Below are 23883 nucleotides of genomic sequence, written 5' to 3'. Positions count from 1 at the left end.
CCCGAGCCTCGATTCTTCGGGTAGGGAGCAGGTATTTCTGCCGATGCCGACGATCACGGTCGGTCGGCATGATGATCGATGACGGGAACAGATCGATCCCTCGCCCCCAGGTCGCCCCGATGCGGCCCTGGGGCCGGCTTCTCCCGATGCGCCGTCCCCAGGGCCAGGTCACAGGTGTGGGTGAGCCTTCAGCAGCCGGTCCGCGTCGTCGAGGTAGCGCCGGGAGCGGCCGATGTCGGCGGGGTCGTCCGCTCGGGCGGGGTCTTTGCGGCCGGCCACGCCGTCGCTGTGATCGGGATGAGCGCGTTCCCCTCCAGGCTCGGCTCCTCCTCGCCGACGACAGCGTCGCGCTCGCCAGAGATCAGGGTCCTCGAGATCGGCGACCACACCATGGAATCCCCATTGGGAAGGTTCAGGGTGCCGGTGCTCTGCGAGATGGCGGGCGTCACAAACACCCCGTGCCCCAATGCGTCCATGCTTCTCTCTTCCTGAAGCGCGAAACGGAGAGCTGAACGGCGAAGATATTTTAGAGACCGCTACCCAGCGTCGTAACGCGCCCGCTAACGACCCGGCGGCCGTCAGAACATCGTGTTGTCGTTGGCGGAGGTCTCCGGCACGTCCTGCGAGCCATCCCAGTGCTCGACGATCTTTCCGTGCCGCACCCGGAAGAGGTCGATGACCGACCGGCCGCGCTCGCCCGGCGTGTCCACGTAGTGGCTGTGGACGGCCACCAGATCGCCCTCCGCGATGACCCGCTTCGGCGCCACGCTCAGCTGCGGGAACTGCTCGAAGTACGCACTCAGCCCGGCCTTCACGCCCGTCACGCCGTCGGGGATGTTCGGGCTGTGCTCGTGGTACTCGGGGGCCAGGTACGTGTCGATGGCGGCCAAGTCCTTGCGGACCAGGAGCTGGTCGACGTAGTCGGTGACGAGCTTCTTGTTGTACGCGGTGAACCACCGCTGCCCCGGCGCTCCGGCCTGCGGCCGGCTGAGCGTGGAGAACATGTCGTTGCCGTTGATCGTGGTCGCCGGCACCTCCTGGAGGATGTCCCAGTGCTCGGCGATCTTCCCGTCCCGGAAACGGAAGATGTCGAAGACGGCGAGCCCGGGGGTGCCGGGGGTCAGGACGCCGCTGGAGTGCAGGAGCACCAGGTCGCCCTCGGAGATGACCCGACTCTCCTCGTACGTGGCGTCCGGGAACTGCTGCAGCCAGGCGGCACCGAAGGCCTTCATGGCCTCGGGGCCGTCGGCGGCCAGCGGGTTGTGCTGGATGTAGTCCGGCCGCACGAAACGATCGATGACGGCCGTGTCGCCCCCCTCGAACGCGGCCCTGAGAACCCGGACGGCAATCTGCGCCTTCCCGGTCCCCTCCACGGTGAGCACGATCTTGCCGGTCGTACGGCCGGTCTCGCCGAGGGCGTGGGCCTTGCTCGCCTCGGCGAGCGGGAAGGTGGCCTCGATGTGAGCGCGCAGGGCGCCGGTTTCGACGAGGCCGGCGATGGCTTGCATTCCGGCCCGGTCGGCCTCGACGAGGAGGGACTCGAAACGGATGCCCCGCTCGGCGATCTTCGCCAGCTCCTCGGCGTCGATGGGTACCGGCAGGATCGAGACGAGAGTGCCGCCCGGGCGCAGTACGGCGAGCGAGCGGGCGCGGGCGCCGGTGTCCAACGAGATCGGGTCGAGGACCACGTCGATGTTCGTGAGAGCCTCGGCGAAGTCGACCGTGTGATAGTCGATGGCCTCATCCGCTCCGAGGGACCGCAGGAAGTCGTGCTTGGCGGCGCTGGCCGTGCCGATGACGTACGCACCGCGGGACTTGGCGATCTGGACGGCGAGGTGACCGACTCCGCCGGCGGCCGCGTGGATGAGCACGCGCTGCCTGGGCTGGACATCGGCGGTATCGACGAGTGCCTGATAGGCCGTGAGGGCTGCGAGCGGGAGGGCACCAGCCTGGACGTGGTCGATGCCGGCGGGCTTGTGGGCGAAGGAGCGGGCAGGGGCCGTCACGTACTCGGCGTGGGAGCCGACCCCGTAGGGGTAGGGCAGCATGCCGAAGACCTCGTCACCCGGCTTGAACAGGGTGACGCCGGTACCGACGGCCTCGACCACTCCGGAGACGTCCCAGCCCAAGACGAGTGGCAGGCGGTCGATGGTCAGGGCTTGGGCGCGGTTCCACCAGTCGGTCGGGTTGACGCCGGCCGCGCGGACGGCGACCAGGATCTCACTCAGGCCTGGCTCGGGCCGGGGAAGTTCAACCTCCTTGAGCACCTCGGGAGAACCGTGGGCTTCCTGACGGATGGCGCGCATCGTGGCGGTGATGGTGTTCGTCATGCGTCCAGCGTCGCTGCCTGTCGCTCTTCGACGCCATGGCATGAATGCCAACTTTCAACGGGATCGCGCCATGGCGTACGTTCGCCGGTCGTCGCGCCAGCCGTCGGCGGGGCCCGCCCTCTCGAACTCGGCATTCCCAGCCGGGCTTCGGGGTCACGGACGGCCGCTGCGACGCCCGAGGCCCGGCGACTCGACACCGCCGACCCTCACGCCCTCACCGCTTCACCGGGCTTGATCTGTGCGGTTTGTGCAATAGCGGCCCACCGCGCGGACACAGCGTCCGGCACGACACGATCGGTCTCGATTTCGACGGCGGCTTGGCTGAGAACGCGGTGACGCCGGCATCCACGTTGGCCGGGATCCCGGATTCGCAGCCCTTCGACATTGCCGCGATTTCGCCGTCAGGCTCGGCCCGAGAGCCAGACCCCGGCGGCTCTCCCTCTCACGTGTACCCCGGCTGTGGCTCCGGGATGGGCAACTCCTTGACCCCGGACTCAGCGCATCAAGGTTCAGTCGTGCGGCAAGCATGTCGTCGCACCTTCCGCCGAACGGATCTTGCCGCTGCCAAGCTCGGACCGGTCAGATCTTTATCTTTTCGCGGACCCACGCGCCGATCTGCGCGATTGCGGCGTCGGCCTCCGGCACGCGGCCGGCGCCGTAGATGTATGAGTGCTGGCCGCCGGGCACTACAACGGTCGCCGTGTCGATTCCTGCATGCTTGACGCGAGCAGCGAACTCCTCGTCCTCCCCCGCAAGGATCTCGTACGTTCCCCAGGAGACGAGGGTCGGGGGCAGACCACTCAGGTCTGCGCGGTTCAAATTGATCCTCGTGTCCGTGAACTCGATGCCCGTGCCGCCGACCCAGGACTCCCGGAAGAACTCCAGCAGTCCCTTGCTGAGCATCTTGTCCGTCTCGGCGTTGGTGTCCATGGTCTCGTTAGCGATTTCGAGGTCGCACCAGGGGGAAATCGACACGATGGCGCCGGGCAGGGGCAGCTTCTTGTCTCGGAGGCGAAGCGCCAGGGCAACAGCGATGAACCCGCCGATCGAGTGGCCGATCGTGATGATGTTCCCCGGCACATACCCTTCGGAGAGCAGCCAGTTGAAGGCCGCCTCCGCATCGTCCAGCTGAGCCGGGTATTTGTGTTCCGGTGCCCGCCGGAAGTCCAGGACCAGTACCGGAGCCCCCGCGGCCTTCGCGACATGGCCTGCGAGCTTTCGGTCGACGAATCCCGACGACAGCACGGAGCCGCCAGCGTGACTGTGCAGGAGAACATAGTCGGTGTTGGAGTCGACCGGTTCGCACCAGATCCCCAGAACGCCACCCGTATCCACTTCCCGATAGGTGACGCCTTCGGGCTCCCGAGCCTTGAGATGGACGCTCTCCACCCGGGTGCGCGTCGCATCCAACTCCGACTCGGGAATCACCAGTCCGGCCATCCAGTCCGCAAATTCGATCGCCTCTGGGCTCAGCTCAACGGCGGCGTGATCAGACACGCGGCACCTCCATGGGGCATCTTTGGGGCGCACCAAAGACCCGCATGCTCCTTACCTTCGGGAACGCGTGAGGAGCGAGGGCGTCTTGCGGAGGTGCGCAGCCGGTTCGACTGTCGCATCCGACCTTAGAAGTGCTAGGTTTAGAAAGTCAACTCAGTCTTCATGGCATGAATGCCAACTTCCGACGGGATCCTGCCATGGCGCACGTTCACCGAATCGTCGTTCTGGCCGCCGACGGCGTATACCCTTTCGAACTGGGCATTCCCAGCCGGGTCTTCGGGGCCGCGGACGGCCGCTACGAGGTCCTCACCTGCACCGTCGACGGCCCCCAGGTCCGCACCAACTCCGACTTCTCGATCACCGTCGAGCACGGTCCCGAGGCACTGCGCACCGCTGACACCGTCTTCATTCCACCCTTCGTCACCACCGCCGTCACCCGGGAAGTGCCACAGGCCGTGGTGGAGGCGCTCGCGTCCGTGGCTCCTGGCACACGCCTCGTATCGATTTGCACCGGCGCCTTCGTCCTCGCCGCCGCCGGGCTCCTCGACGGACGGCCGGCCACCACTCACTGGGTGGTTGCGGGCCTGTTCCGCGAATGGTTCCCACTGGTCGCACTGGATCCTGACGTCCTGTTCATCGACGACGGAGACGTGCTGACCTCGGCCGGTGCCGCCTCCGGGCTCGACATCTGCCTGCACATCATCCGGAAGGACCACGGCAGCGAAGTCGCCAACCAGGTGGCCCGCATGTGCGTCGTCCCCCCATGGCGCGAAGGAGGACAGGCGCAGTACATCCAGCACCCGGTGCCCGAGACCACGGCCAGCGGAACGGCCACCGCCCGCCAGTGGGCGCTGGAGAACCTCCACGAGCCGATGACCCTGGCAGACCTCGCCGAGCATTCCCACATGAGCCTGCGCACCTTCGTCCGCCGCTTCACCAAAGAGGTGGGCATGAGCCCGGGACGCTGGCTGATTCAGCAGCGCGTCGACCGGGCACGACACCTCCTGGAAACCACCGACCTGCTGGTGGACGAGATCGCCGGCCAAGTCGGCTTCGCTGGCGGCACGTCGCTACGAGAACACCTGCATGCCGCCATCGGTGTCTCCCCGCTCGTCTACCGGCGCACCTTCCGCGGCGCCTTGTCGCCCAACCGCTGAACATCACCCGCAGGCATCCCTCTCCGAACACGGCGATGAACCGGCCCGGCATTGGGACCTCGCCGCAAACCGGAAACGAGCACCTCGATCACGGCCGGCGCCTCCGGTGTTGTCCCATGCCACGCCAGCCGTAGGTTCCAGACCACCAAAGAGACGTTTCGCAAGGAGGCCGTCTTCCCTCCGGAAGCATGCCCGCCAGGGGCGAAGCGCCGGCCCGGGGCGCCTTGCGGAACAGTCGTCATCAGCCCTCTCGCAGATTGAGCCAGCAGGCACCGATGGGGAGGGCGCTCGCTGGTGATCAACGCAAGGCCGAATAGGCAGATGTCCCAGATAGGACGGCATTCCCAGAACATGGCCAGTGATCTCGCCAGCCGGTATTGATCTTTCGGCACGACGCTGCCGCTATGTCGAGCTCAGCGAACAGACCTCCACCCGTATCCGGTCGTCGCGGGAGCCTGGACGGCCGCAGGCGCCGGGACATCGGAGGGTCAGAGCCCCTCGAGGAAGGCCAGGATCTCCCGGTTGACCGCCTCGGGGTGCTCCTGCTGGATCCAGTGCCCGCAGTTCGGGACGATGACTGATCCGCGCAGGTCCTCGACCAGCTCGTGCGACCGTGCGGCGGCCTCCTGGCTCCAAATGGTGCCCACGTCGCGGTCGCCGCCGATGAACAGTGCCGGCACCGTCAGGGGCCGCCCATCGAACCTCTCCAGCTCCTCCCAGGCCAGGTCGATGTTGTTGTAATAGGCCAGCGGGGCCCGCATCCCGCTGTGTTCCAGCTCCGCGACGAGATAGTCGAGATCGTCCTGGCTCAGCCAGCCCGGCAGTTCGTCCGGCACCTCCATCCGGACGGCGAACTTCTCGCCCTTCGGAATGCACATCGAGGCGCGCACGAACTCCACGACCGACTCGTAGGGGAGGCTCAGGAGGTCGACCGCGGCGAGTTCCGATGGCATGGGGCGGTCGGCCGAAAGGCTGTAGAGGCCACCGGTCAGCCAGGAGCGTAGGTCCTCCTCGATCTCCTGCTCGGCGACGTGGCCGGGGTGGGCAAAATAGTCCTGGTAGAAGACGAGGTCCGGGCCCGCAAGGTCGAGGTGGACCTTGCTCGGCCGGACCTTGCCGAACGGATCGCCGGGGAGGGCCGCGAACCCGCGTGCGGCGAACGGCAGGCTGATACCCACTACCGCGGAAAAGACGTCGGGGCGGGTCCATGCGGCGGTCCACGCCACCGGCGCACCGAAGTCGTGTCCGACGATGACGGCGGTCGAGTCTCCAAGGGCCTCGACGACGCCAACGCAGTCCTCCACCAGCCTGGAAATGGAGTAGGCGGCCAGGTCGGCGGGCTTGGACGAACGGCCGTAGCCACGCATGTCCATGGCTACGGCTCGGTATCCGGCCTCCGAGAGTGCGTCGAGCTGATGACGCCAGGAGTACGAGGACTCCGGAAAGCCGTGGCAGAAAAGGATCAGCGGGCCGATCGTGCCGGCGATGTGCAGGTGGATGCGCTGACCGTTGGTACGAACGGTGCGCGTGGGGTGATCAGTGAAGGCCATGACGGGTTCCTTCTCTCCGGGTTTCGCGAACCCGGCGACGGCCAGGGCGGGCCACTGCCCAGATGACTCGGGCGGGTGGCCTGTGGGGTGATGGGGTGGTGGTCGGTCGGTCCGGCTGCCGGATCAACACCCGGACCGGCCATCCGGCATACGGGATCAGGCGTTGTTGAACTTGGCCGTGCCACCCGTCAGATAGTTGACCGTTGGGATGCCCTGCGCCAGGGCGGCCTGCTCGGTCAGCTTCATCACGGTGACCGCGTCCAGGACCGAGTGGAACTTGCCCTCGTCGGTGAAGGCCACGTTGGCGCCGTACACGATGAACAGCACGATCGTCGGCTCGGTGGCCGTCTCCGGGACGGCGAAGGTGTGGACCGACGAGGCCGGCTCATAGAGATAGGAGCCCTCGGTCTGTGGCTGGTCCGGGTACTCCTTGTAGAACCATTCGCCCTTGAGCGTGAAGCCGTGGACCGGGCCGGTGTGGAGGTGGATGGGCAGTTCGACGCCGGGGGCGAACGTGCCGATGACCGACCACACGCCGATCTCGGGGTCAAGGAACAGCGGCTGGAAGTCGATGCCCGGGCCCAGAGAGTCCTTGAGGACCGGGATGTCGGCCATGTTGACCGTGAGCAGTTCGGTCTGCGGGAGTGAGAAGACCGGGACCTTGCTCGCCGTCTTCTCGGAGGTGATGTCGGTGGCGGTCATCGTGGAGCGAGCCTGCCTTTCAGCGCTGAGAACGAGTGGGTGTGAGGCATCAGCGGGCGGCGGGGAGGACGACGATCTTGGCTTCCTTCTCGGGGTCGGCAAGGCGGGCGAATGCCTCGGGCACCTCGTGCAGGCCGACCCGGCTGGTGATCAGGGGCGCGGCCTGCAGTGCGCCGGAGGCGAGGTGCCCGAGGACCTCGGCGTACTCCTCCAGGGAGAACGCGATGCTGAAGATCAGGTCGATCTCCTTGAGGATCGCGACGGTGGGGTGGAACGAGTCCTGCTCCATGCAGACACCCACGACGACCACCTTGGAGTTGGCGGCCGCGCCGGCCAGAATCTGCTGGATGATGCCCGGCACGCCGACGCACTCGAACACTGTCGACGGTCGAAATCCCGGCGGAAACATGACGTTCGGGGGTCCCATGCGTGTGGGGTCCGAAGTGGCGGCGACCTCCTTCCACGACTCGTACGGCGAGGTCTCGCGCGGGTCGACGACGACGTCGGCCCCGAGGGCCGTGGCCATGGCTCGCCGCGAGGGCGAGAAGTCGGCGGCGACGATCGGCCCGAAGCCCCGCATCTTGAGGATGGCGATCACCGCGAGTCCGATGGGGCCGCACCCGATGACGAGGGGGACGTCGTCGGGGCTGAGGTCGCCGCGGTTGACGGCGTGCAGGGCAACGGCCATTGGCTCGGTGAGGGCGGCGATCTCGTCGGGCACGTTGTCCGGCACCCGGATCAGGAGGTCCTCGGAGAGGAGCATGTACTCGGCGTAGCCACCTGGGATGTCGGGGCCGCCGTAGCCCAGGAGGACGACCGGCTCGCGCAGGAGGAACCCGGGCGACGCGACGCGGGTGCCGGGCGGGATGGTCCCGCGCGTCTCGGGACCATACTCCACGACCTCCGCGCAGAACTCGTGCCCCATGACCACCGGTTCATCGATCTTGAAGAGATCGATGCCTGTTGCCGCCTTGGTGCTGGCCAGCAGTTCGGAGGTGTGCGCAAGGCAGTGCAGGTCACTGCCACAGATCCCCGTGGCGAGCACCTTGACCAGCACCTCGCCAGAGCCGGGAGTGGGGATTGGCGCGGTGACCAGGTTGAGGCCACCGTTGATCATGACCACCGCGTCCATGCTGTGGGGCGAGTCGCGTTTGTCCATGGAACTCCTCCTCCGAGTGATGGGAGACTTCACCACCCTGGTGACAGCGGTCACGGTGCTGACGGAACCCTCACCTCGTCATCGTGACCTTCGGCACAACGTACGAGCGCGACGCGGCGAGCCGCTCGTTACCGAACGCCAAGTTCTGGCTGGTCGTTGTGGTGAGACGACAACCACGAGCGAGGCGAGGCGAACGGACCACACGCCCCCGCAACGGGGGCGTTCGGGGGCGGATCAGGTGGACTGCGGGGCGTTGCTCTCAGAAGCCAAGGCGTCGAGCTCGGCGGTCACCATGCGCTCGTGCGCCTCAGCGTCCTGGCGCGCCTTGCGCGGGCTCCATCGACCCGTCATCAAGAAGATGGCCGGGATGAAGAGGAACTGGCCGATGGCACACAACCACCACCACCGCTGCCACTGCCGGGGGTTGTCCTTCTGCGCCTGGCTCACCTTTGCGCCGTTCGCGGACAGGTAGGCGAGGTCTTCGGCGGGAACCTTGGAGACCGACTGAAGACGGGTCGCAGCCTGTTCCATCGATGGCCCGGTGGCCCGGAGGAAGGCGAGATCGGCCGACGGAACCGCAGCGAGGGCATCGAGCCGATGCACAGCTGCGTCCGTCGAGATGCCGAGGGCGCTCGTGATCTGCTGGATGGCCTGGGTGCGGGTGCCGGTGTCCGTCGGGTGTGTGCCCAATGCCTGCAGCGTCGCGGGTTCGATCGCCTTACTGGTGGCGATCTGGTCGGCGTACTTCGTGCTGAGCGTGATCGCCTTGCGGACGTCGGCCGCCGGCGCCCCGGACAGAGCGGACAGTGCGGACGTTCGCGCGTTCGGGTCATTCGGGTTGTTCCGGAGCACGGCCAGGGTGGATGCGTCGACCTTCCGCAGCACGGCGACCTGGTCCGGGTACGTTTTCACGATCTTGGCGAGTCGTGATCCCTTGTCGGCCAGCACCGACGTCGCGGGGACGACCAGGGTGAGGGCCGCCACCGCGACGGTCGCGATCAGGCGCTGGATCCAACCCCAGATCGCCAGGCCGGTGGCCGTCGCGGCGGGGTTGTGTCGCTCGACCGTCTCGGTGAAGCTCGCCATCCAGGCGACGTAGGCCATGCCCAGTCCTGTCCCCGCCAGGACGAAGCAGACGACGAAGGTGCGGTAGCCGGTCGACGGCTCGGTCGCTGCCAGTGTGAAGCCGATGGTGCCGGACACGCTGAGCGCGGCACCCACGATCATGAACGGCTTGCGCACCAGGAGCCGGTCCGACAGCAGGCCCGTTGCGACGAGCACCACGGCAGTGCTGCCCGCGAACCAGTTGCCCAGCGAGTTCGCGCGAGCCTCGCTGTAGCCGAAGACGGTGGCCATGTAGACGACGAGGAAACCGACGACGACGAGGAAGAAGATGAGGAACGTGCTGATGGCCAGGGCCGAGATCACGACATCCGCCTTCAGGACTTGACGCCAGTGACCCTTGAGCGCCTGTTCCTCGTCCAGACCGAGGGCCCGCGCCTCGATGAGGGCGCGGTCGCGGGTGCTGACCATAAGCTGATCGCGTAGGCGTGGAGCCAGCTCGCGCAAGCCGAGCGCGGCGAGCACGAACGCTGCGAGGCCCAACCCACCGGCGAGGTGGAACTGGAAGCGCCAGTCGGGATGACTGTCCACCGTGTTGCTCGACACTGACGTGACGACGAGGTAGCCGACGACGGAGCCGAGGGTCCACAAGCCCATCGCGGCTGCCCGGCCCATCTGTGGCGAGAAGTCGCGGATGAGGGCAGGTGTCACGATCAAGATGACGCCCTCGACGAGGAAGACCAAGGCCATCAAGGCCGTATAGGCAGTCTTGTTCGGCGCGTTGGGCACTGCGAAGGTGGTGAGCAGGCCGGTGAGGAGCAAGCCGATGACGACGAGATTGACACGCCCCCACCTGTCCGCCAGGCCTGCGGCCAGAGCGGCGAATGCCCCTACGGCGAAGCCGATGACCGTGACGAAGACGAACTCGGTGAAGGAGAACCCGTACTCGGCGATGATGCGGGTGGCGACCGATCCCTGGACGTACAGCTGGTAGTACAGGGCCACGGTGATGACGACCGTGATGGCGAGGTACGTCCACCGCGCGGCCGTATCCGGGTAGTGAGGGAGCTCCCGGTCCCAGAGCCGGCGGACGCCGGAGGGTGGGGACTGGGTGGTGGCAGGAGTTGCAGTCACGAGACCTCGATTGATCGGGCGCGATGGAGCGCGCGGACGTGGTTCTGCGTTGGTCGAAATTCGACGGCGCTCATGAGCGAGGACGGACGCGGTGTCTTCACACGTCAGCTGCGGAACCCCGAGTAGCGGGGTGTGATCGACTGCCAGCAAGTGTGGTCCGCGTCACAGCCAAGCGTCCATGTGTCTGGGCGACATGCGCGAGGCGTTGATTGTGAGCCGGTCACAACGACGAGACGGACAGGGCTCCTCACGGTGCGGCAGCCGGCATCGCCGGTCAGCCGCCGCCGAGCCACGCAGCGACGATCATGCTTGCGGAGTCTGAGCGGCCCCGAACACGTGGCGTGCTTGAGACCGATGGACAGTGCCGACCCGAACCGCGTGCGTGTCAGCTCTCGAGAGCCCGGGTGTGCTCAAGCTTTTGCAACGTGGGTAGCAGGGCCAGCGCGACCTGCAGCTCGAGGTTGTCGGTGCTGACGCTGCGGCCAAGGAGTTCCTCGGCCTGGTTGACCCGGTAGCTGACGGTGTTGGGGTGGACCCCCAGCAACGTTGCGGCCCGTGTCCGACTCCGGTTCGCACGCAAGTAGGCCGCCAGCGTTGACGCCAGCCGAGCGGTGACCTCGTCGGTGTTGGCCAGCGGTCCCAGGACGCGCTTGGCGAATGTCAGCGCGTGATCACTGTCCGCAGTACAAAGTGCCGCGAGCGCGACGTCGCGGTACCGCGTCAGGGTCGCGCCGTGATGATCGACCAGAGATGCGACTCGTCTCGCGTGACCAGCCTCGATATACGTGCGGCGGAACCCCTTGAGCTGGTAGCCCGGCTCGCCGGCGGCCAGACTGACGCCCTGGGCGAGGTGTAGCCCTCGGGAAGCGTTGTCGAGCGCCTTCGTGGCGTCGGTGGCGAAGGAACCGCGGCCGCTGAGCCAGCCGACGATCGCCAGAGCCCCCAACGGGTGGGTGATGCTGCTCTCAGCCTTGAGGAACCGAGCAATGTCGGCGATCGACTCGCTCAACAGGACCAGTGGCTCGCGTCCGTCGGGCACGTGATCCACCCACGCGATGATCGCGATGTGGTGGCGGTTGAGGTCGTATCGCAAGCGCCTGGCTGCGGCTTGTGGGTTGCGTTCCCGATCGGCGAGGACGTCCTCCACCGCGGTGGCTCGAGCGGCAGCGGCTCCGTGCAGCCACGCCTCTCGCTCGGACTCGTACACCTGCTCCACGCGGACCAAGGCATGATCCACGTAAGCGAAGAGCCAGCCTGAGATCAATTCCATCGCGGTTGCCAGCTGCGCTGCGTCGCGCGAGGTCGTGGTGAGGCGCGCGAGCAGCCATTCCCACAGGACCTCCTGGGCCACACGGTAGAACCGCATGTGGTCTGCAAGCGGAACCTGCCGCCACACCGTGGCGCGCACGATCGCGATGGTCGACAGCGGCGGCTCGGCCTCTCTCGGGTCCTCCCCGAACTCGACGATCTGCGCGAGCTGGCGCAGGCTCTCCTCGGTGCTGGAGGTGGCCTCGTCGATGATCTGCGCCTCGGGGAACATGCGCGGAATCTCGTCTCGTCCACGTGAGATCGACTGCTCGGCGATGCCGGCAGCGGACAGGCGCATCTCGACCGCGATGGGCTGCAGCACGTCGCGCCAGACCATGTATGCGGGCTCGTCGCGGATCGGTGGCCAGGCAACCTCCATGTCGCCCGGATTACTCGCACGATTGTCGGGTGTCAACAGCGCCCCGATGGCGGCTGTTCCGATTCGCCGGTACCGGCGGAATCTCCCCGAGTCGTGGCCCGGGTCTCAAACCCGGCCGGACAGTCGCTTGTCTCGTGACGACAAACGCCGAGGGCGACGTTGGTGTTGCTGCACGAGCACAAGAGTTTGCCATCGTCTTACGTTGTGTCCGCGCTCACACCGGCGCCGGGTGACAGGAAATCGCACATCGGCATCAGCCTGTGGCAACGCGCGTGGGGCCATGCAGTCCCCCGCGAAGCGTCACGGTTGCGTGCGCGTCGGCTGAGGAAGGGAACGATTGCTCATGTCGCGTCTGGAGAACCTCACGGTCCTTGGGGCGGGTGTGCTGGGTGGGCAGATCGCCTGGCATAGCGCCTTCAACGGCAAGACGGTCGTCGTGTACGACATCGCGCAGGATGCCATCGAGCGCTGCCGGACCGCGCACGACCAATACGCCGACATCTACCTGTCCGAACTCGGTGCGAGCCAGGTGGACATCTCCGCCGCCAGGAATCGGCTGAGGTTCACGACCGACTTGGCCGAAGCCGTGGCACATGCCGACCTTGTGATCGAGGCAGTGCCGGAGATCCCGGAAGTGAAGTCTGCCGTCTACCAGGAGATGGCAGGGCTCCTGTCTCCGGACATCCTGATCGCGACCAACTCCTCCACCTTCCTGCCCAGCGACTTCGCCTCGGACACCGGCCGCCCGGAACAGTTCTGCGCACTGCATTTCGGCAACGGGATCTGGGCGATGAACTTCGCCGAGCTGATGGCTCACCCGGGCACCTCACGGGCGACCCTCACGCAGGTGGGAGAGTTCGCCGTCGAGATCGGGATGGTGCCGATCCCCGTACTCAAGGAGCAGAACGGCTACATCGTCAACACCTGGTTCGTTCCCTTGGTCAATGCGGCTCAGACCCTGGTGACCAACGGAATCGCCACACCTGAAGACGTGGACCGCACGTTCATGATCGGCGGGCGCGCGGTCGGACCGCTGGGCATGTTGGACATGGTGGGCATGAAGACCGCGTACGACGTCCTGGTCTTCTGGGGCAGGGAGAGCAGCGATGCGCAGATGAGCGCCAACGCGGACTACATCAAGGAGCACTTCCTCGACAAGGGACTGCTGGGGGTACGGACGGGCAAGGGCTACTACGAGTACCCCGACCCGGCCTACGCCCGGCCCGGCTTCCTCGACGCCCCCCACATCTCCGCCGTCGCCGACATCGTGTCCCTGATGCTGCCGGAGTAGCCCTGGGCGTCCGCCGGACCACCAACACCGCGCCTTGCCGCAAACGAGATGAGAGAACCGACATGAGCGGAAGCAGCGCTAAGACCATCGACTTCGAGCACGTCGACGTCCTCGTCGTCGGTGCCGGCCTCACCGGCATCGGCATGGGGTACCACATGAGGGCGGAGCAGCCCGGCAAGACCTTCGCGATCGTCGAGACGCGCGACGCGATCGGCGGGACGTGGGATCTGTTCCGCTACCCCGGCATCCGGTCCGACGCCGACCTGCACACGTTCGGTTTCGGGTTCAAGCCTTGGACCAGGGAGAACGCGATCGCCGACGGTGACGAAATCCTCGAGTACCTACAGGAGACGATCGACGAGAACGACCTCGGCCGGCACATCCACCTCGGACACAAGGTGATACGGGCGGACTTCTCGTCGGAGGAGGGGCTCTGGACCGTCACGCTCCAGAGGATGAGTGACGGGAAGCAGATCGACGTCTCGTGCACCATGTTGTTCTCCGCTGCCGGGTACTACGACACGGAGAACGGCTACACCCCGGCGTTCGAGGGACGTGAGGACTTCGGGGGCGAGATCGTGCACCCGCAGCACTGGCCCCAGGACCTCGACTACGCCGGTAAGAAGGTGGTGGTCATCGGCAGTGGCGCCACTGCCGTGACCCTCATCCCGGCCATGGCCGAGACCGCCGGTCACGTCACGATGCTGCAGCGCTCACCGTCGTACGTCATGCCGGCCCCGCGCCAGGACCCAATCGCCAACACGCTGCGCCGCCTCCTGCCGGACCCCATTGCTTACGCGATCACCCGGAAGATCAACATCAACAAGCAGATCATGCTGTACGGCGCGAGCAGACGCTTCCCGAAGCAGATGCGCGCGCTGATCCGCAAGGTCAACACGGGTGCGCTCCCCGAGGGGTACGAAGTCGACACTCACTTCAACCCGCACTACGCCCCGTGGGACCAGCGGATGTGCGTGGTCCCCGACTCCGACCTGTTCAAGGCCATCTCCAACGGCGCGGCCTCGGTGGTCACCGATCACATCGTCCGCTTCACCGAGAAGGGGATCCTGCTGAAGTCCGGCACCGAACTGGAGGCCGACATCATCGTCACCGCCACCGGACTGAACATGGTGCCCTTCGGCAAGATTCCACTCCACGTCGACGGAGAGGAGGTGAACCTGAACGATCACCTCCTCTACAAGACCTTGATGGTCAGTGACGTTCCCAACTTCGCCTTCACCGTCGGCTACGTCAACCACGCGTGGACCCTCAAGGCCGACCTGGTGGCCCATTGGTTCTGTCGGCTGCTCGCCTATATGGACCAGCACGGTTATGCGACCGTCACCCCGGTTGCCAACGACCCGACGCTCACCCGACGGCCTTACATCGAGATGGGCAGCGGATATCTCAGCCGCGCCATGCACCTGTTCCCCCAGCAGGGATCACACGGCCCCTGGAAGGTCGCCCAGAACTACAAGCTCGACCGCGTCCTGCTGGGCAAGGACCCCATCGATGACCCCGCCCTGATGTTCACCGACGCGACGCTGGGAGCGGCTGTGACGGCCCCATCGGGAGCGGCTGTATGAGCACACCGGCCATGATCACCGTCCGCGGCCGTCGGACCCGCGTCCGGGTCGAAGGGGACCCGGCCAACCCGCCGATGCTGCTGTTGCACGGCATCGGCCGCAGCCTCGAGGACTGGGCACCCCAGTACCCACGCCTGGCCGGTACTCACCGTGTGATCGCCCTCGACCTTCCCGGCTCCGGGTTCTCGGCCCGCTCGCCCGAGCACGCCACGCTGGAGGTGTTGGCACGCGGCGTGCTCGAGACGCTCGACATCCTTGGCGAGCAGAGATCTCTGCACGTGATCGGCAACTCGCTCGGCGGTGCGCTCGCCATGCAGCTGCTCGTCCTGGATCCGGAACGGATCGCGAGCCTAGTGCTGGCCAACAGCGCGGGCTTCGGCACCGAGGTCGCATTTCCGCTACGGCTGCTGGCCGTCCCCGTCCTCGGCGATCTACTAGGCCGGCGGACCACGCGTCGCAGTGCACGGATGACCGAACGCCTGACGTTCGCCGATCCAGGGCTGGTGACAACGGCGCGCATCGAGCACGCCTTGGCCATCGCCGGCCGACCGGACACGAGCACGGTACTTCTCGAGACCACGCGTGCGCTCGCCACCTTCCGCGGGGTCAAGGCCGGTTGGCGCGCGGAGTTGACCGCTGCAGCCGCGAAGCATCCACGCCCCACGCTCGTCATCTGGGGCGACCGCGACCGCATCCTGCCCGCCGCTCACCTCGACACCGCGCGTCGACTCCTCCCGCACGCCGAGCACGAACTGTTCGCCGGTGTCGGTCACATGCCGCAGATCGAGTGCCCCGACGACTTCGCCACCCGAGTGCTGGCGTTCCTCACAACGGCCGAACGCGCAACCGGCCCTTCAGTTCAATCGCCGGCGGCTTCGACACCTCGGCATGCCGCCTCCCGTCGCCGTGCGGCCTCGCCCTGAGGCGTGTTGGTGTCGTCGACAGGATGGTCCAGAACTTGCTGCTGACCAGCCGGCTGTTCGGCACAGCGGCACACAATGTCCACCTGATCGCGTTGTCGCAGGGCGCAGCGACCACTCTCTGATCGCTGCACGACCAATGGAGGCCGTTCATGGGTTTCGCCAGCCCGTTCCCCGACGTCGATATCCCCGAAGTGAGCGTGTTCGACCTGCTCTTCGCAAACATCGGCCAGTCGGATCTGGACCGGATCGCGCTCATCGATGCCGCCGGTGGCGCGCGGACCACCTACCGGGAGCTGATCGAGCGGGTGAACGCGACGGCCGGCGGGCTGGCCGCTCGCGGTATCGGTGCCGGGGCCGTGGTGGGCCTGCTGGCGCCCAACTCGTCCTTGTTCGCCGTGGCCTTCCACGGCATTCTGCGGGCGGGCGCCACTGCGACCACCATCAACGCGTTGTTCACCGCCCACGACATCGCCAAACAGCTCACCGACGCGAACGCGACGATGCTGATCACCGTGAGTGCGTTGCTCCCGCAGGCGCAGGAGGCGGCACGGACAGTCGGGATCGCGCCAGAGCGTCTGATCGTCCTGGACGGCGACGGCGATGCCGCCACCGGACACGCCAACGCCGACGACCTGCTCGCCCACAACGTCCCGGCACCACAGATCGACCTCGACCCCGCCACGCGCCTGGCGGTGTTGCCCTACAGTTCCGGAACCACGGGCAACCCCAAGGGCGTCATGCTCACCCATCAGAACCTGGTGGCCAACATGGCGCAGATCCGGCCGCTGCTCGCAATGAGGTCCGACGACAGGGTCCTCGCGGTGCTGCCGTTCTTCCACATCTACGGCATGACCGTGCTGCTCAACGCCGCGTTGCAGGCGCGAGCGACACTGGTCGTCATGCCCCGGTTCGATCTGGCCGCATTCCTTGACACCATCCAGGAACACCGCGTCACCTACGGCTTCATCGCACCTCCGGTCGCGGTGGCGCTGGCCAAGCATCCACTGGTCGACCAGTACGACGTGTCATCACTGCACACCATCCTGTCCGGCGCCGCACCACTGGACGCCGAACTCGGCACCGCCGTGGCCGAGCGGTTGGACGTGCGGATGATCCAGGGCTACGGAATGAGCGAACTGAGCCCGGTCAGCCACTGCATGCCTGCGGACGGCGGCCAGGAACGCTTCGGTGAAATCGCACCACTCAACTCCTGTGGATGGCCCGTCCCCAACACGATCAACAAGATCGTCGACCCCGCCACCGGCAACGAGGTCACCTACCCCACGGAGGGGCTGAGCGAGCCCGGCGAGTTGTGGGTCAAGGGGCCGAACGTGATGACCGGCTACCTGGCCAACGAGAAAGAGACCACTGCCACGATCGACCCCGACGGGTTCCTGCACACCGGCGACCTCGCCCGCGTCGATCACACGGGCCGGGTGTTCATCGTCGACCGGCTCAAGGAACTGATCAAGTACAAGGGCTACCAGGTTCCGCCCGCCGAACTCGAAGCCCTGCTGCTGACCCACCCGGCCATCACCGACACCGCGGTCATCGGAGTCACCGACGACGGTGAGGAGATTCCCAAGGCCTTCATCGTCCGCCGACCCGGCACCGACCTCACCGCGGACGAAGTCATCGAATTCGTCGCGCGCCAGGTGGCCCCGTACAAGAAGGTCCGGCGGGTCGAGTTCATCGACATCATCCCCAAGTCCGCATCGGGCAAGATCCTGCGCAAGGACCTCCGCGCCCCGACCGCGTGACGACACACGCGCATCCGGCCCGAGGATCTCGCCCGCCTGCACGGTGTACGACCCGGCAGCACCGCGCACGCCATCACCGCCGAGCACAAGCGCACCGTCCGCGCCCGGGGGGGCGCGACCCGGCCGCCACAGCCCGTGATGCGGACCGCGACACGCTCGCATTCCAGCTCACGCCCCTCATCGACGGCACGCCGGCCGCGACGCGCGTCGAACATGCCGACGCCGCCTGCGAGGCCGCCAAGCGGGCGTCGGAACCGCTCGGTGCGATCCGGGACCGATGTCGACCCAGGCGACCGGACGATGGAGGAGCTCCTCAACTCGCTGCGGGCGCGCCCGCCTTGCAGCCGCCAATCCCTTCGGTTTAATATTATGATCATAAGCCAATGGTCTCGGAAGCCGGGCAGAGCGCAGACGGCGGGCTTGCCGCGACACATCCGAGCACCACCTCCCCACCGAAGGGACTTGATCCACATGTCCGAGCAGACCCTGCCCACCACCGCACGTGCATGGCACCTGGACGCCCGACCAGAGGGCTGGCCGGGGGCGTCCGACTTCTCGCTGCGCGAGGTGGACATCCCCGCACCCGGCCCAGGACAGCTCTTGGTCGCCAACGAGTACCTCTCGGTCGACCCCTACATGCGCGGTCGGATGAGCGACAAGAAGTCCTACATCGAGCCGTACGAGGTGGGCGCGCCGATGGACGGCCCCGCGGTCGGCCGCGTCCTGGCCTCCAACGCCGAGGGCTTCGCGCCCGGCGACCATGTGCTGCACGTCCTCGGCTGGCGCGACTATGCGGTCATCGACGCGGCGACCGCCCAGAAGGTGGACCCGAATCTGGCGCCGCTCACCGCCTACCTGGGCGTGCTCGGCGTCACCGGCCTCACCGCCTACATCGGGCTTGAGCGGTTCGCGAAGATCAAGGAGGGCGACACGGTCTTCGTCTCCGGCGCGGCTGGCGCGGTCGGCAGCCAGGTCGGCCAGATCGCCAAGCTGAAGGGCGCCGGACGGGTGATCGGCAGCGCAGGCTCGGACGAGAAGGTCAAGCTGCTGGTCGAGGAGTACGGCTTCGACGCAGCGTTCAACTACAAGAACGGGCCGGTCGCCGAGCAGCTGGCGCAGGCGGCGCCGGACGGCATCGACGTCTTCTTCGACAACGTCGGGGGCGAGCACCTGGAGGCGGCGATCGGCGCACTCAAGCTGCACGCACGGATCGTCCTGAGCGGGATGGTCTCCCAGTACAACGACGAGAAGGTCGTGGGGCCGCGCAACCTGTGGAACCTGTCCGTCACGCGTTCGGACATCCTGGCGTTCATGTTCAGCGAGGAGCTGGATCTCCAGCCGGACTTCGTCCGCGAGGTCGGCGGCTGGCTCGCCGAGGGCAAGCTCCACTACCGCGAAACCGTGAGGGACGGCCTCGACAACACCCTGGACGCCTTCCTCGCGCTGATGCGGGGCGAGAACGTCGGAAAGATGATCGTCAAACTCTGAGTCCGCCTTCAGCGGACTGCGCGTGGGCCTGCCGTGCGCACGGCAGGCCCCTCGCGTGTTGGTCGCAGCACGATCGGTGCACGCCATGCGCCAGCCGGAAACGCACCGGAACGACGGCGGCCTTCATTGCCGACGACGGGGTTCGGCACCGCCTCGGACCATCCGGGGCGACGTCACGGACAGCACCGAGCTCTGCGGCGGCACGACGCGCCCCTCCCCCTCTCCGCGCGGAGCGCTTGCGATCACTGGCCTACCTACTTAGTATTACGATCATAATTTAACGGCGGTGAGTCCTCACGAACGACGACTCGTCCGACAGCTCTCATGGACCAGGCCACGCCACCAGCGCCCTGGTCTCCCTTCGGTCCAGCCCCACCGCCTGAGCCGCACCCAACGGTCACCACACCGGCCCGACCACCTGCCCAGCGGCTGACCGGGAACACCAGCGGCGCGGTCGGTCCGATCAGCATGCCATTCCTACTTCACCAGGAACTCTCCATGGACCTTTCCACCAGCACCGCCCTTGTCACCGGAGCCAATCGGGGCTTCGGCCGGGCGCTCGCCGCCGAACTGCTCGGCCGCGGCGCCACCGTCTACGCCGGCGCCCGCAACCCCGACCAGGTCGACCTGCCGGGCGTTAAACCGATCGCGCTGGACATCACCGACCCGGCCTCCGTCGCGGCCGCCGCCGAGGCCACCGACGACGTGACGGTCCTGATCAATAACGCGGGGTCATCCAGCGGTGCCGACCTGCTCGCCGCCGACCTGAACGACATCCGCCTGGAGATGGACACCCATTGCTTCGGCACCCTTTCGGTAATCCGGAGCTTCGCGCCCCAGATCGCAGCCAACGGCGGCGGGGCGATCCTGAACATCCTGTCCGGCCTGTCCTGGGTCAGCTTCCCGGAGATCGGCGCCTACTGCGCCGCCAAATCCGCGGAGTGGTCGCTCACCAACGCCCTGCGCGTGCAGCTCGCTGACCAAGGCATCCGGGTGTCCGGACTGCACGTCGGCTACATGGACACCGACATGGTCCGGGAGGTCACCGCAGCCAAGTCCGACCCCGCAGACATCGCCCGGATCGCCGTCGACGGCATCGCCGCCGGCGCCTACGAGATCCTTGCGGACAACGCCGCCCGCCAGGCGCAGGCCGCGCTGTCCGGGGGCGTCGCAGTCCTGTACCCGCAGCTCCCCTGAGGACAGCCGCCCAGGAATCCGTTGAGCCCTTGGACACCGAGGGCCGGAATCTCACGGCGCGCCGTCGCGTGCCGACTTCCACATCCATTTGATCGAACACTGATCACGTCTGGCAAGGGGACGTCATGCAACAGCACCGCAGCCAACCGGCCGGGCGCGGCACCACCGTATGGGCCGTGCTCATCACCAGCGTGGCCGGATTCATCACCGCGCTCGACAATCTGGTCGTCACCACCGCTCTCCCCTCCATCCGCGAGGACCTCGGCGGCGGTCTCGACGACCTCGAATGGACGGTGAGCGCCTACACCCTCACCTTCGCTGTCCTGCTCATGTTCGGCGCTTCCCTCGGCGACCGCTTCGGCCGCCGACGGCTGTTCGTCATCGGGCTCGGGATCTTCACCGCCGCCTCGGCCGCGGCCGCACTCGCACCGGGTATGAACGAACTGATCGCCGCCCGTGCGATGCAGGGCCTCGGTGCCGCGATCGTGACACCACTGACATTCACCCTGCTGTCGGCGGCCGTCCCGGCCGAACGGCGCGGTACGGCTTTCGGTATCTCCGGTGCGGCCAGCGGCATCGCCGTCGCCACCGGACCACTCATCGGCGGCACACTCACCGAGCACATCGCCTGGCAGGCGATCTTCTGGCTGAACGTCCCACTCGGCCTGGCGCTGATCCCGCTCGCCCGGCTGCGGTTGGACGAGAACCACGGCCCGGACCCGAGCCTCGACCTCGCCGGCGCGGTGCTGGCCAGCGGCGGCCTGTTCGGCATCGTGTACGCACTGGTGCGCGGCAACGCGGAGGGCTGGACCAGCGTTCCGGACCTGGGCGGTCTGATCGGGGGTACAGCCCTGCTCGTCGCCTTCGTTTTCTACGAGCTGCACGCCAAGCACCCGATGCTGCCGATGCGGCTCTTCCGCCACCGTGCCTTCAGCGCGATCAACGTGGCGAGCTTGCTGATGTTCCTGGGCATGTTCGGGGCGATCTTCCTGCTCAGCCAGTACTTGCAGACGGTCGGCGGCTACTCGCCGATGGAGGCGGGGGTGCGGATGCTGCCCTGGACTGCCATGCCCATGATCGCAGGGCCGCTGGCCGGGGCGCTGTCCGACCGTATCGGCGGCGGTCCGGTCGTCGCGGTGGGGATAGCCCTGAACGCGGTGGGCCTCGGGCTCTGGGCGCTGGCCGTAGAGCCGCAGGTGTCGTACACCACCTTGCTGCCGGCACTGATCGTCTGCGGCATCGGCATGGGGATGTTCTTCGCCCCGAGCGCGAACCTCGTAATGAGCACGGTCCGGCCGCAGGAACAGGGCATCGCCTCCGGCGCCAACAGCGCGATCCGCGAGGTCGGCGGAGCCATCGGCGTCGCATCGCTGGCAGCCGTCTTCTCCGCCCAAGGCGGCTACGAGTCCGCCTCGCTGTTCGTGGACGGGCTGGTCCCAGCGCTCTGGGTCGGGGCCGGTGCAGTCGCCCTGGCGGCGGTGCTGGCGTTCCTGATGCCCCGCCAGCGCAAGGCCGATGGTCCGGCTGCCGGCCTGGCCTCGGGGGATGCCCCGGCCGGCGCCCCGGTCGCGATCTGAGGCCCGCGTTGAGGGGGGCGACTGTGCCAGCTGTGGCTGGGCCGCCTCCTCGGCCAGTCCTGCCTTCCAGGCGCGTTCGCCGTGCGGGGAAATCACGCCGTGGTCGAGGCCCGTCGAACGGCTTGCCTGGCCGGCCATGTGCTCGCTTGATCGTAGGGGCGCCGTTTCCGTCACGGTGGCGGGGTCACCGGTTCGTCCCGCCGTCCAGGAAGGCCCGCAGATGCGCCAGCAGCGCCTCCGGTTGCTCCTCCGGGATGAAGTGGCCGCATTCTGGGATCTCGGCACCGGTGACGTCGTCCGCGTACGCGCGCCAGATCTCCAGAGTGGGCAGGCGGGCGGGCAGTCCCGCGGAACCCCACAGCGCCAGCACCGGCATGGTGAGGCGGCGGGCTTCGGCGACGTCGATGTCGTCGAGCGCGATGTCCTGCTCCATGGCACGGTAGTCGTCGAAACTCGCGCGCATGGCGCCCGGACGGGAGAACGCGCGGACGTAGGCGTCGACCGCTTCGGGAGTCAGTCCGTGGCGGTTGTAGGTCCACCGCTCGAAGAAGTACTCGAGATACCCACGGATATCGCGTCCCACGAGGCGCTCGGGCAGATCGGGTTGCATGTGGAACAGCCAGTGCCAGTACCCGGAGGCGAGTGAGGCGTCCAGTCGGCGGAACATCTCCCGGGTGGGCACGATGTCGAGCACGGCCAGCCGTTCCACCTGGTCCGGGCGGTCCAGCGCCCAGCGGTGCCCCACGCGGGCGCCACGGTCATGGCCGACGACCGCGGCGCGCTCGAAGCCGAGCGCCTCGACGAGGCCGGCCATGTCTGCGGCCATCCGGCGCTTGTCGTAGCCAGTCGTGGGCTTGTCGCTCAGGCCGTACCCGCGCAGGTCGGGAGCCACGACGGTGAAGTCGGCGGCGAGCTCTCCCAACACTGGCCGCCAGCAGTCGGAGGTCTGCGGCCAGCCATGGAGGAGGACGAGCAGAGGTCCGGATCCTGCACGGACGTAGTGCAGACGGAGCCCGTCCACCTGCGTGACTCCGGTCGTCACTGTCGGCTGGCTCATGGTCCGCCTCCCCTACACGTATTTAACCGTCTTAGAGGGTTAATCTAATGTGCTGGCAACGGACAGCGAGTGGATTTGGCACGGCGGGCGCCCCTGTCTGGACTTCGTCAACACCCTTCGGCACCGGTGGAGAACCGCCCCGGGTGAGACGCTCCGGGAACCGGACGACCTCGTGCGCTGGCTCCAGGCCGCCGCCCTGCTCTCGCCGGGCGCACCCATGCCTGCCACGGCGGAAGTTCTGGCGTCCGGCCGACGGCTGCGCGAGGTGATCGATCGGGCCGTACTAACGGTCGCCGACGGCCAGCTGCCCACATCCGGCGACGTGACGCTGCTCAACCGATCGGCAGCAGCTGCCCCCGGCCCGCTCTGCAGCTCGCCATCGTCGACGAGCACCTGGATGCCGTCGGCACCGCGAGTCTCAGCGACAATCCTGATGTTTCACTTGCGCTCATCGCGCAGGACGGCGTCGACCTGTTGTTGTCCGCCGAGATCCGGCAGGTACGCGTCCGCGGGGCGGGCCGTTGCGCCCTGCGCTTCCTGGACCACTCCCCCGCCCACAACCGCCGCTGGTACTCCATGTCCCGCTGCGGAAATCGCACCAAGGTCCGTCTCCATCAGGCCCGAGCCAGATCAAGTGAGCGCGCCCCCGAAGGCTGACGGAGGCGTTCGCGTAAATCGCCTGATGCGACCGCGCCCGACTCACGGATGGCCACCGTGATCAACCCC

The 23883-nt window shown here is 67.3% G+C and carries 17 protein-coding genes and 3 pseudogenes; 11 read left to right on the top strand and 9 right to left on the bottom strand.

Annotation, left to right across the window (positions count from 1 at the left end; genetic code table 11):
• Positions 1-180 precede the first annotated feature (180 nt).
• Positions 181-492 (top strand): hypothetical protein, encoded by a 312-nt coding sequence (locus ACQP2O_RS24180; RefSeq protein ID WP_433189308.1) that lies wholly within the window; start codon positions 181-183, stop codon positions 490-492.
• Positions 493-578: 86 nt separating this feature from the next.
• On the opposite strand, the pseudogene ACQP2O_RS24175 reads toward ACQP2O_RS24180, so the two are convergent.
• From ACQP2O_RS24175 to ACQP2O_RS24165, 3 genes and pseudogenes are all read right to left on the bottom strand, one after another.
• Positions 579-1337: pseudogene (locus ACQP2O_RS24175) on the bottom strand (nuclear transport factor 2 family protein); the annotation flags it as partial.
• A 33-nt stretch (positions 1338-1370) separates the two neighbouring features.
• A pseudogene (locus ACQP2O_RS24170) lies at positions 1371-2306 on the bottom strand (NADP-dependent oxidoreductase); the annotation flags it as partial.
• 603 nt (positions 2307-2909) lie between these two features.
• Complete coding sequence (locus ACQP2O_RS24165; RefSeq protein ID WP_433189305.1) at positions 2910-3827, bottom strand: alpha/beta hydrolase; 918 nt, start codon at positions 3825-3827, stop codon at positions 2910-2912.
• A 197-nt stretch (positions 3828-4024) separates the two neighbouring features.
• Here ACQP2O_RS24165 and ACQP2O_RS24160 point away from each other — a divergent pair, with 197 nt between their 5' ends.
• On the top strand, positions 4025-4984 hold the full coding sequence (locus ACQP2O_RS24160; protein ID WP_433189302.1) for a GlxA family transcriptional regulator: 960 nt from the start codon (positions 4025-4027) through the stop codon (positions 4982-4984).
• Between the two features lie 488 nt (positions 4985-5472).
• On the opposite strand, the gene ACQP2O_RS24155 is transcribed toward ACQP2O_RS24160, so the two are convergent.
• From ACQP2O_RS24155 to ACQP2O_RS24135, 5 genes are all read right to left on the bottom strand, one after another.
• A complete protein-coding gene (locus ACQP2O_RS24155; RefSeq protein WP_433189299.1) occupies positions 5473-6534 on the bottom strand; it encodes an alpha/beta fold hydrolase in 1062 nt (353 codons plus the stop codon).
• A gap of 156 nt (positions 6535-6690) precedes the next feature.
• Complete coding sequence (locus ACQP2O_RS24150) at positions 6691-7236, bottom strand: 2,4'-dihydroxyacetophenone dioxygenase family protein (protein WP_433189296.1); 546 nt, start codon at positions 7234-7236, stop codon at positions 6691-6693.
• Between the two features lie 49 nt (positions 7237-7285).
• On the bottom strand, positions 7286-8395 hold the full coding sequence (locus tag ACQP2O_RS24145; RefSeq protein WP_433189293.1) for a zinc-binding dehydrogenase: 1110 nt from the start codon (positions 8393-8395) through the stop codon (positions 7286-7288).
• A gap of 234 nt (positions 8396-8629) precedes the next feature.
• Positions 8630-10741: an MFS transporter gene (locus ACQP2O_RS24140; protein WP_433189290.1), complete on the bottom strand. Its 2112-nt coding sequence runs from the start codon at positions 10739-10741 to the stop codon at positions 8630-8632.
• A 235-nt stretch (positions 10742-10976) separates the two neighbouring features.
• Complete coding sequence (locus ACQP2O_RS24135; protein ID WP_433189287.1) at positions 10977-12278, bottom strand: PucR family transcriptional regulator; 1302 nt, start codon at positions 12276-12278, stop codon at positions 10977-10979.
• 343 nt (positions 12279-12621) lie between these two features.
• Here ACQP2O_RS24135 and ACQP2O_RS24130 point away from each other — a divergent pair, with 343 nt between their 5' ends.
• The 7 genes from ACQP2O_RS24130 (at position 12622) to ACQP2O_RS24100 (ending at position 22100) form a co-directional block, all read left to right on the top strand.
• Positions 12622-13569 (top strand): 3-hydroxyacyl-CoA dehydrogenase, encoded by a 948-nt coding sequence (locus ACQP2O_RS24130; protein WP_433189284.1) that lies wholly within the window; start codon positions 12622-12624, stop codon positions 13567-13569.
• A 62-nt stretch (positions 13570-13631) separates the two neighbouring features.
• Entirely contained in the window at positions 13632-15155 is a 1524-nt protein-coding gene (locus ACQP2O_RS24125) for a flavin-containing monooxygenase (RefSeq protein ID WP_433189281.1), read from the top strand.
• Positions 15152-16078 (top strand): alpha/beta fold hydrolase, encoded by a 927-nt coding sequence (locus ACQP2O_RS24120; RefSeq protein ID WP_433189278.1) that lies wholly within the window; start codon positions 15152-15154, stop codon positions 16076-16078. The genes ACQP2O_RS24125 and ACQP2O_RS24120 overlap by 4 nt, the downstream gene beginning before the upstream one ends.
• A 149-nt stretch (positions 16079-16227) precedes the next feature.
• The gene (locus ACQP2O_RS24115; RefSeq protein ID WP_433189275.1) at positions 16228-17838 is read left to right on the top strand and encodes a 4-coumarate--CoA ligase family protein; all 1611 of its coding nucleotides are present in this window, start codon (positions 16228-16230) and stop codon (positions 17836-17838) included.
• Between the two features lie 471 nt (positions 17839-18309).
• Positions 18310-19326, top strand: a complete 1017-nt coding sequence (locus ACQP2O_RS24110; RefSeq protein ID WP_433189272.1) for an NADP-dependent oxidoreductase — start codon at positions 18310-18312, stop codon at positions 19324-19326.
• A 498-nt stretch (positions 19327-19824) separates the two neighbouring features.
• Positions 19825-20523 (top strand): SDR family oxidoreductase, encoded by a 699-nt coding sequence (locus ACQP2O_RS24105; protein ID WP_433189269.1) that lies wholly within the window; start codon positions 19825-19827, stop codon positions 20521-20523.
• A gap of 125 nt (positions 20524-20648) precedes the next feature.
• The gene (locus ACQP2O_RS24100) at positions 20649-22100 is read left to right on the top strand and encodes a DHA2 family efflux MFS transporter permease subunit (RefSeq protein WP_433189267.1); all 1452 of its coding nucleotides are present in this window, start codon (positions 20649-20651) and stop codon (positions 22098-22100) included.
• 184 nt (positions 22101-22284) lie between these two features.
• Here the strand turns inward: ACQP2O_RS24100 and ACQP2O_RS24095 are convergent, their stop codons facing one another.
• Entirely contained in the window at positions 22285-23157 is an 873-nt protein-coding gene (locus tag ACQP2O_RS24095; RefSeq protein ID WP_433189264.1) for an alpha/beta fold hydrolase, read from the bottom strand.
• Positions 23158-23206: 49 nt separating this feature from the next.
• On the opposite strand from ACQP2O_RS24095, the pseudogene ACQP2O_RS24090 reads away from it, so the two are divergent.
• A pseudogene (locus tag ACQP2O_RS24090) lies at positions 23207-23554 on the top strand (ABATE domain-containing protein); the annotation flags it as partial.
• A gap of 131 nt (positions 23555-23685) precedes the next feature.
• Entirely contained in the window at positions 23686-23814 is a 129-nt protein-coding gene (locus tag ACQP2O_RS24085) for a CGNR zinc finger domain-containing protein (protein WP_433191149.1), read from the top strand.
• The last annotated feature ends 69 nt before the right edge of the window (positions 23815-23883 follow it).

Origin of the sequence: Actinoallomurus sp. CA-150999, from assembly GCF_050942425.1 — a bacterium.
Taxonomy (GTDB): domain Bacteria; phylum Actinomycetota; class Actinomycetes; order Streptosporangiales; family Streptosporangiaceae; genus Actinoallomurus.
This window is presented reverse-complemented; position numbering and strand designations above follow the sequence as displayed.

Bases quoted from the DNA above. Each gene is read 5' to 3' on its own strand.
- ACQP2O_RS24160 (WP_433189302.1), top strand. From the start codon at position 4,025: ATGGCGCACGTTCACCGAATCGTCGTTCTGGCCGCCGACGGCGTATAC.
- ACQP2O_RS24155 (WP_433189299.1), bottom strand. From the start codon at position 6,534: ATGGCCTTCACTGATCACCCCACGCGCACCGTTCGTACCAACGGTCAG.
- ACQP2O_RS24150 (WP_433189296.1), bottom strand. From the start codon at position 7,236: ATGACCGCCACCGACATCACCTCCGAGAAGACGGCGAGCAAGGTCCCG.
- ACQP2O_RS24145 (WP_433189293.1), bottom strand. From the start codon at position 8,395: ATGGACAAACGCGACTCGCCCCACAGCATGGACGCGGTGGTCATGATC.
- ACQP2O_RS24135 (WP_433189287.1), bottom strand. From the start codon at position 12,278: ATGGAGGTTGCCTGGCCACCGATCCGCGACGAGCCCGCATACATGGTC.
- ACQP2O_RS24130 (WP_433189284.1), top strand. From the start codon at position 12,622: ATGTCGCGTCTGGAGAACCTCACGGTCCTTGGGGCGGGTGTGCTGGGT.
- ACQP2O_RS24125 (WP_433189281.1), top strand. From the start codon at position 13,632: ATGAGCGGAAGCAGCGCTAAGACCATCGACTTCGAGCACGTCGACGTC.
- ACQP2O_RS24120 (WP_433189278.1), top strand. From the start codon at position 15,152: ATGAGCACACCGGCCATGATCACCGTCCGCGGCCGTCGGACCCGCGTC.
- ACQP2O_RS24115 (WP_433189275.1), top strand. From the start codon at position 16,228: ATGGGTTTCGCCAGCCCGTTCCCCGACGTCGATATCCCCGAAGTGAGC.
- ACQP2O_RS24110 (WP_433189272.1), top strand. From the start codon at position 18,310: ATGTCCGAGCAGACCCTGCCCACCACCGCACGTGCATGGCACCTGGAC.
- ACQP2O_RS24105 (WP_433189269.1), top strand. From the start codon at position 19,825: ATGGACCTTTCCACCAGCACCGCCCTTGTCACCGGAGCCAATCGGGGC.
- ACQP2O_RS24100 (WP_433189267.1), top strand. From the start codon at position 20,649: ATGCAACAGCACCGCAGCCAACCGGCCGGGCGCGGCACCACCGTATGG.
- ACQP2O_RS24095 (WP_433189264.1), bottom strand. From the start codon at position 23,157: ATGAGCCAGCCGACAGTGACGACCGGAGTCACGCAGGTGGACGGGCTC.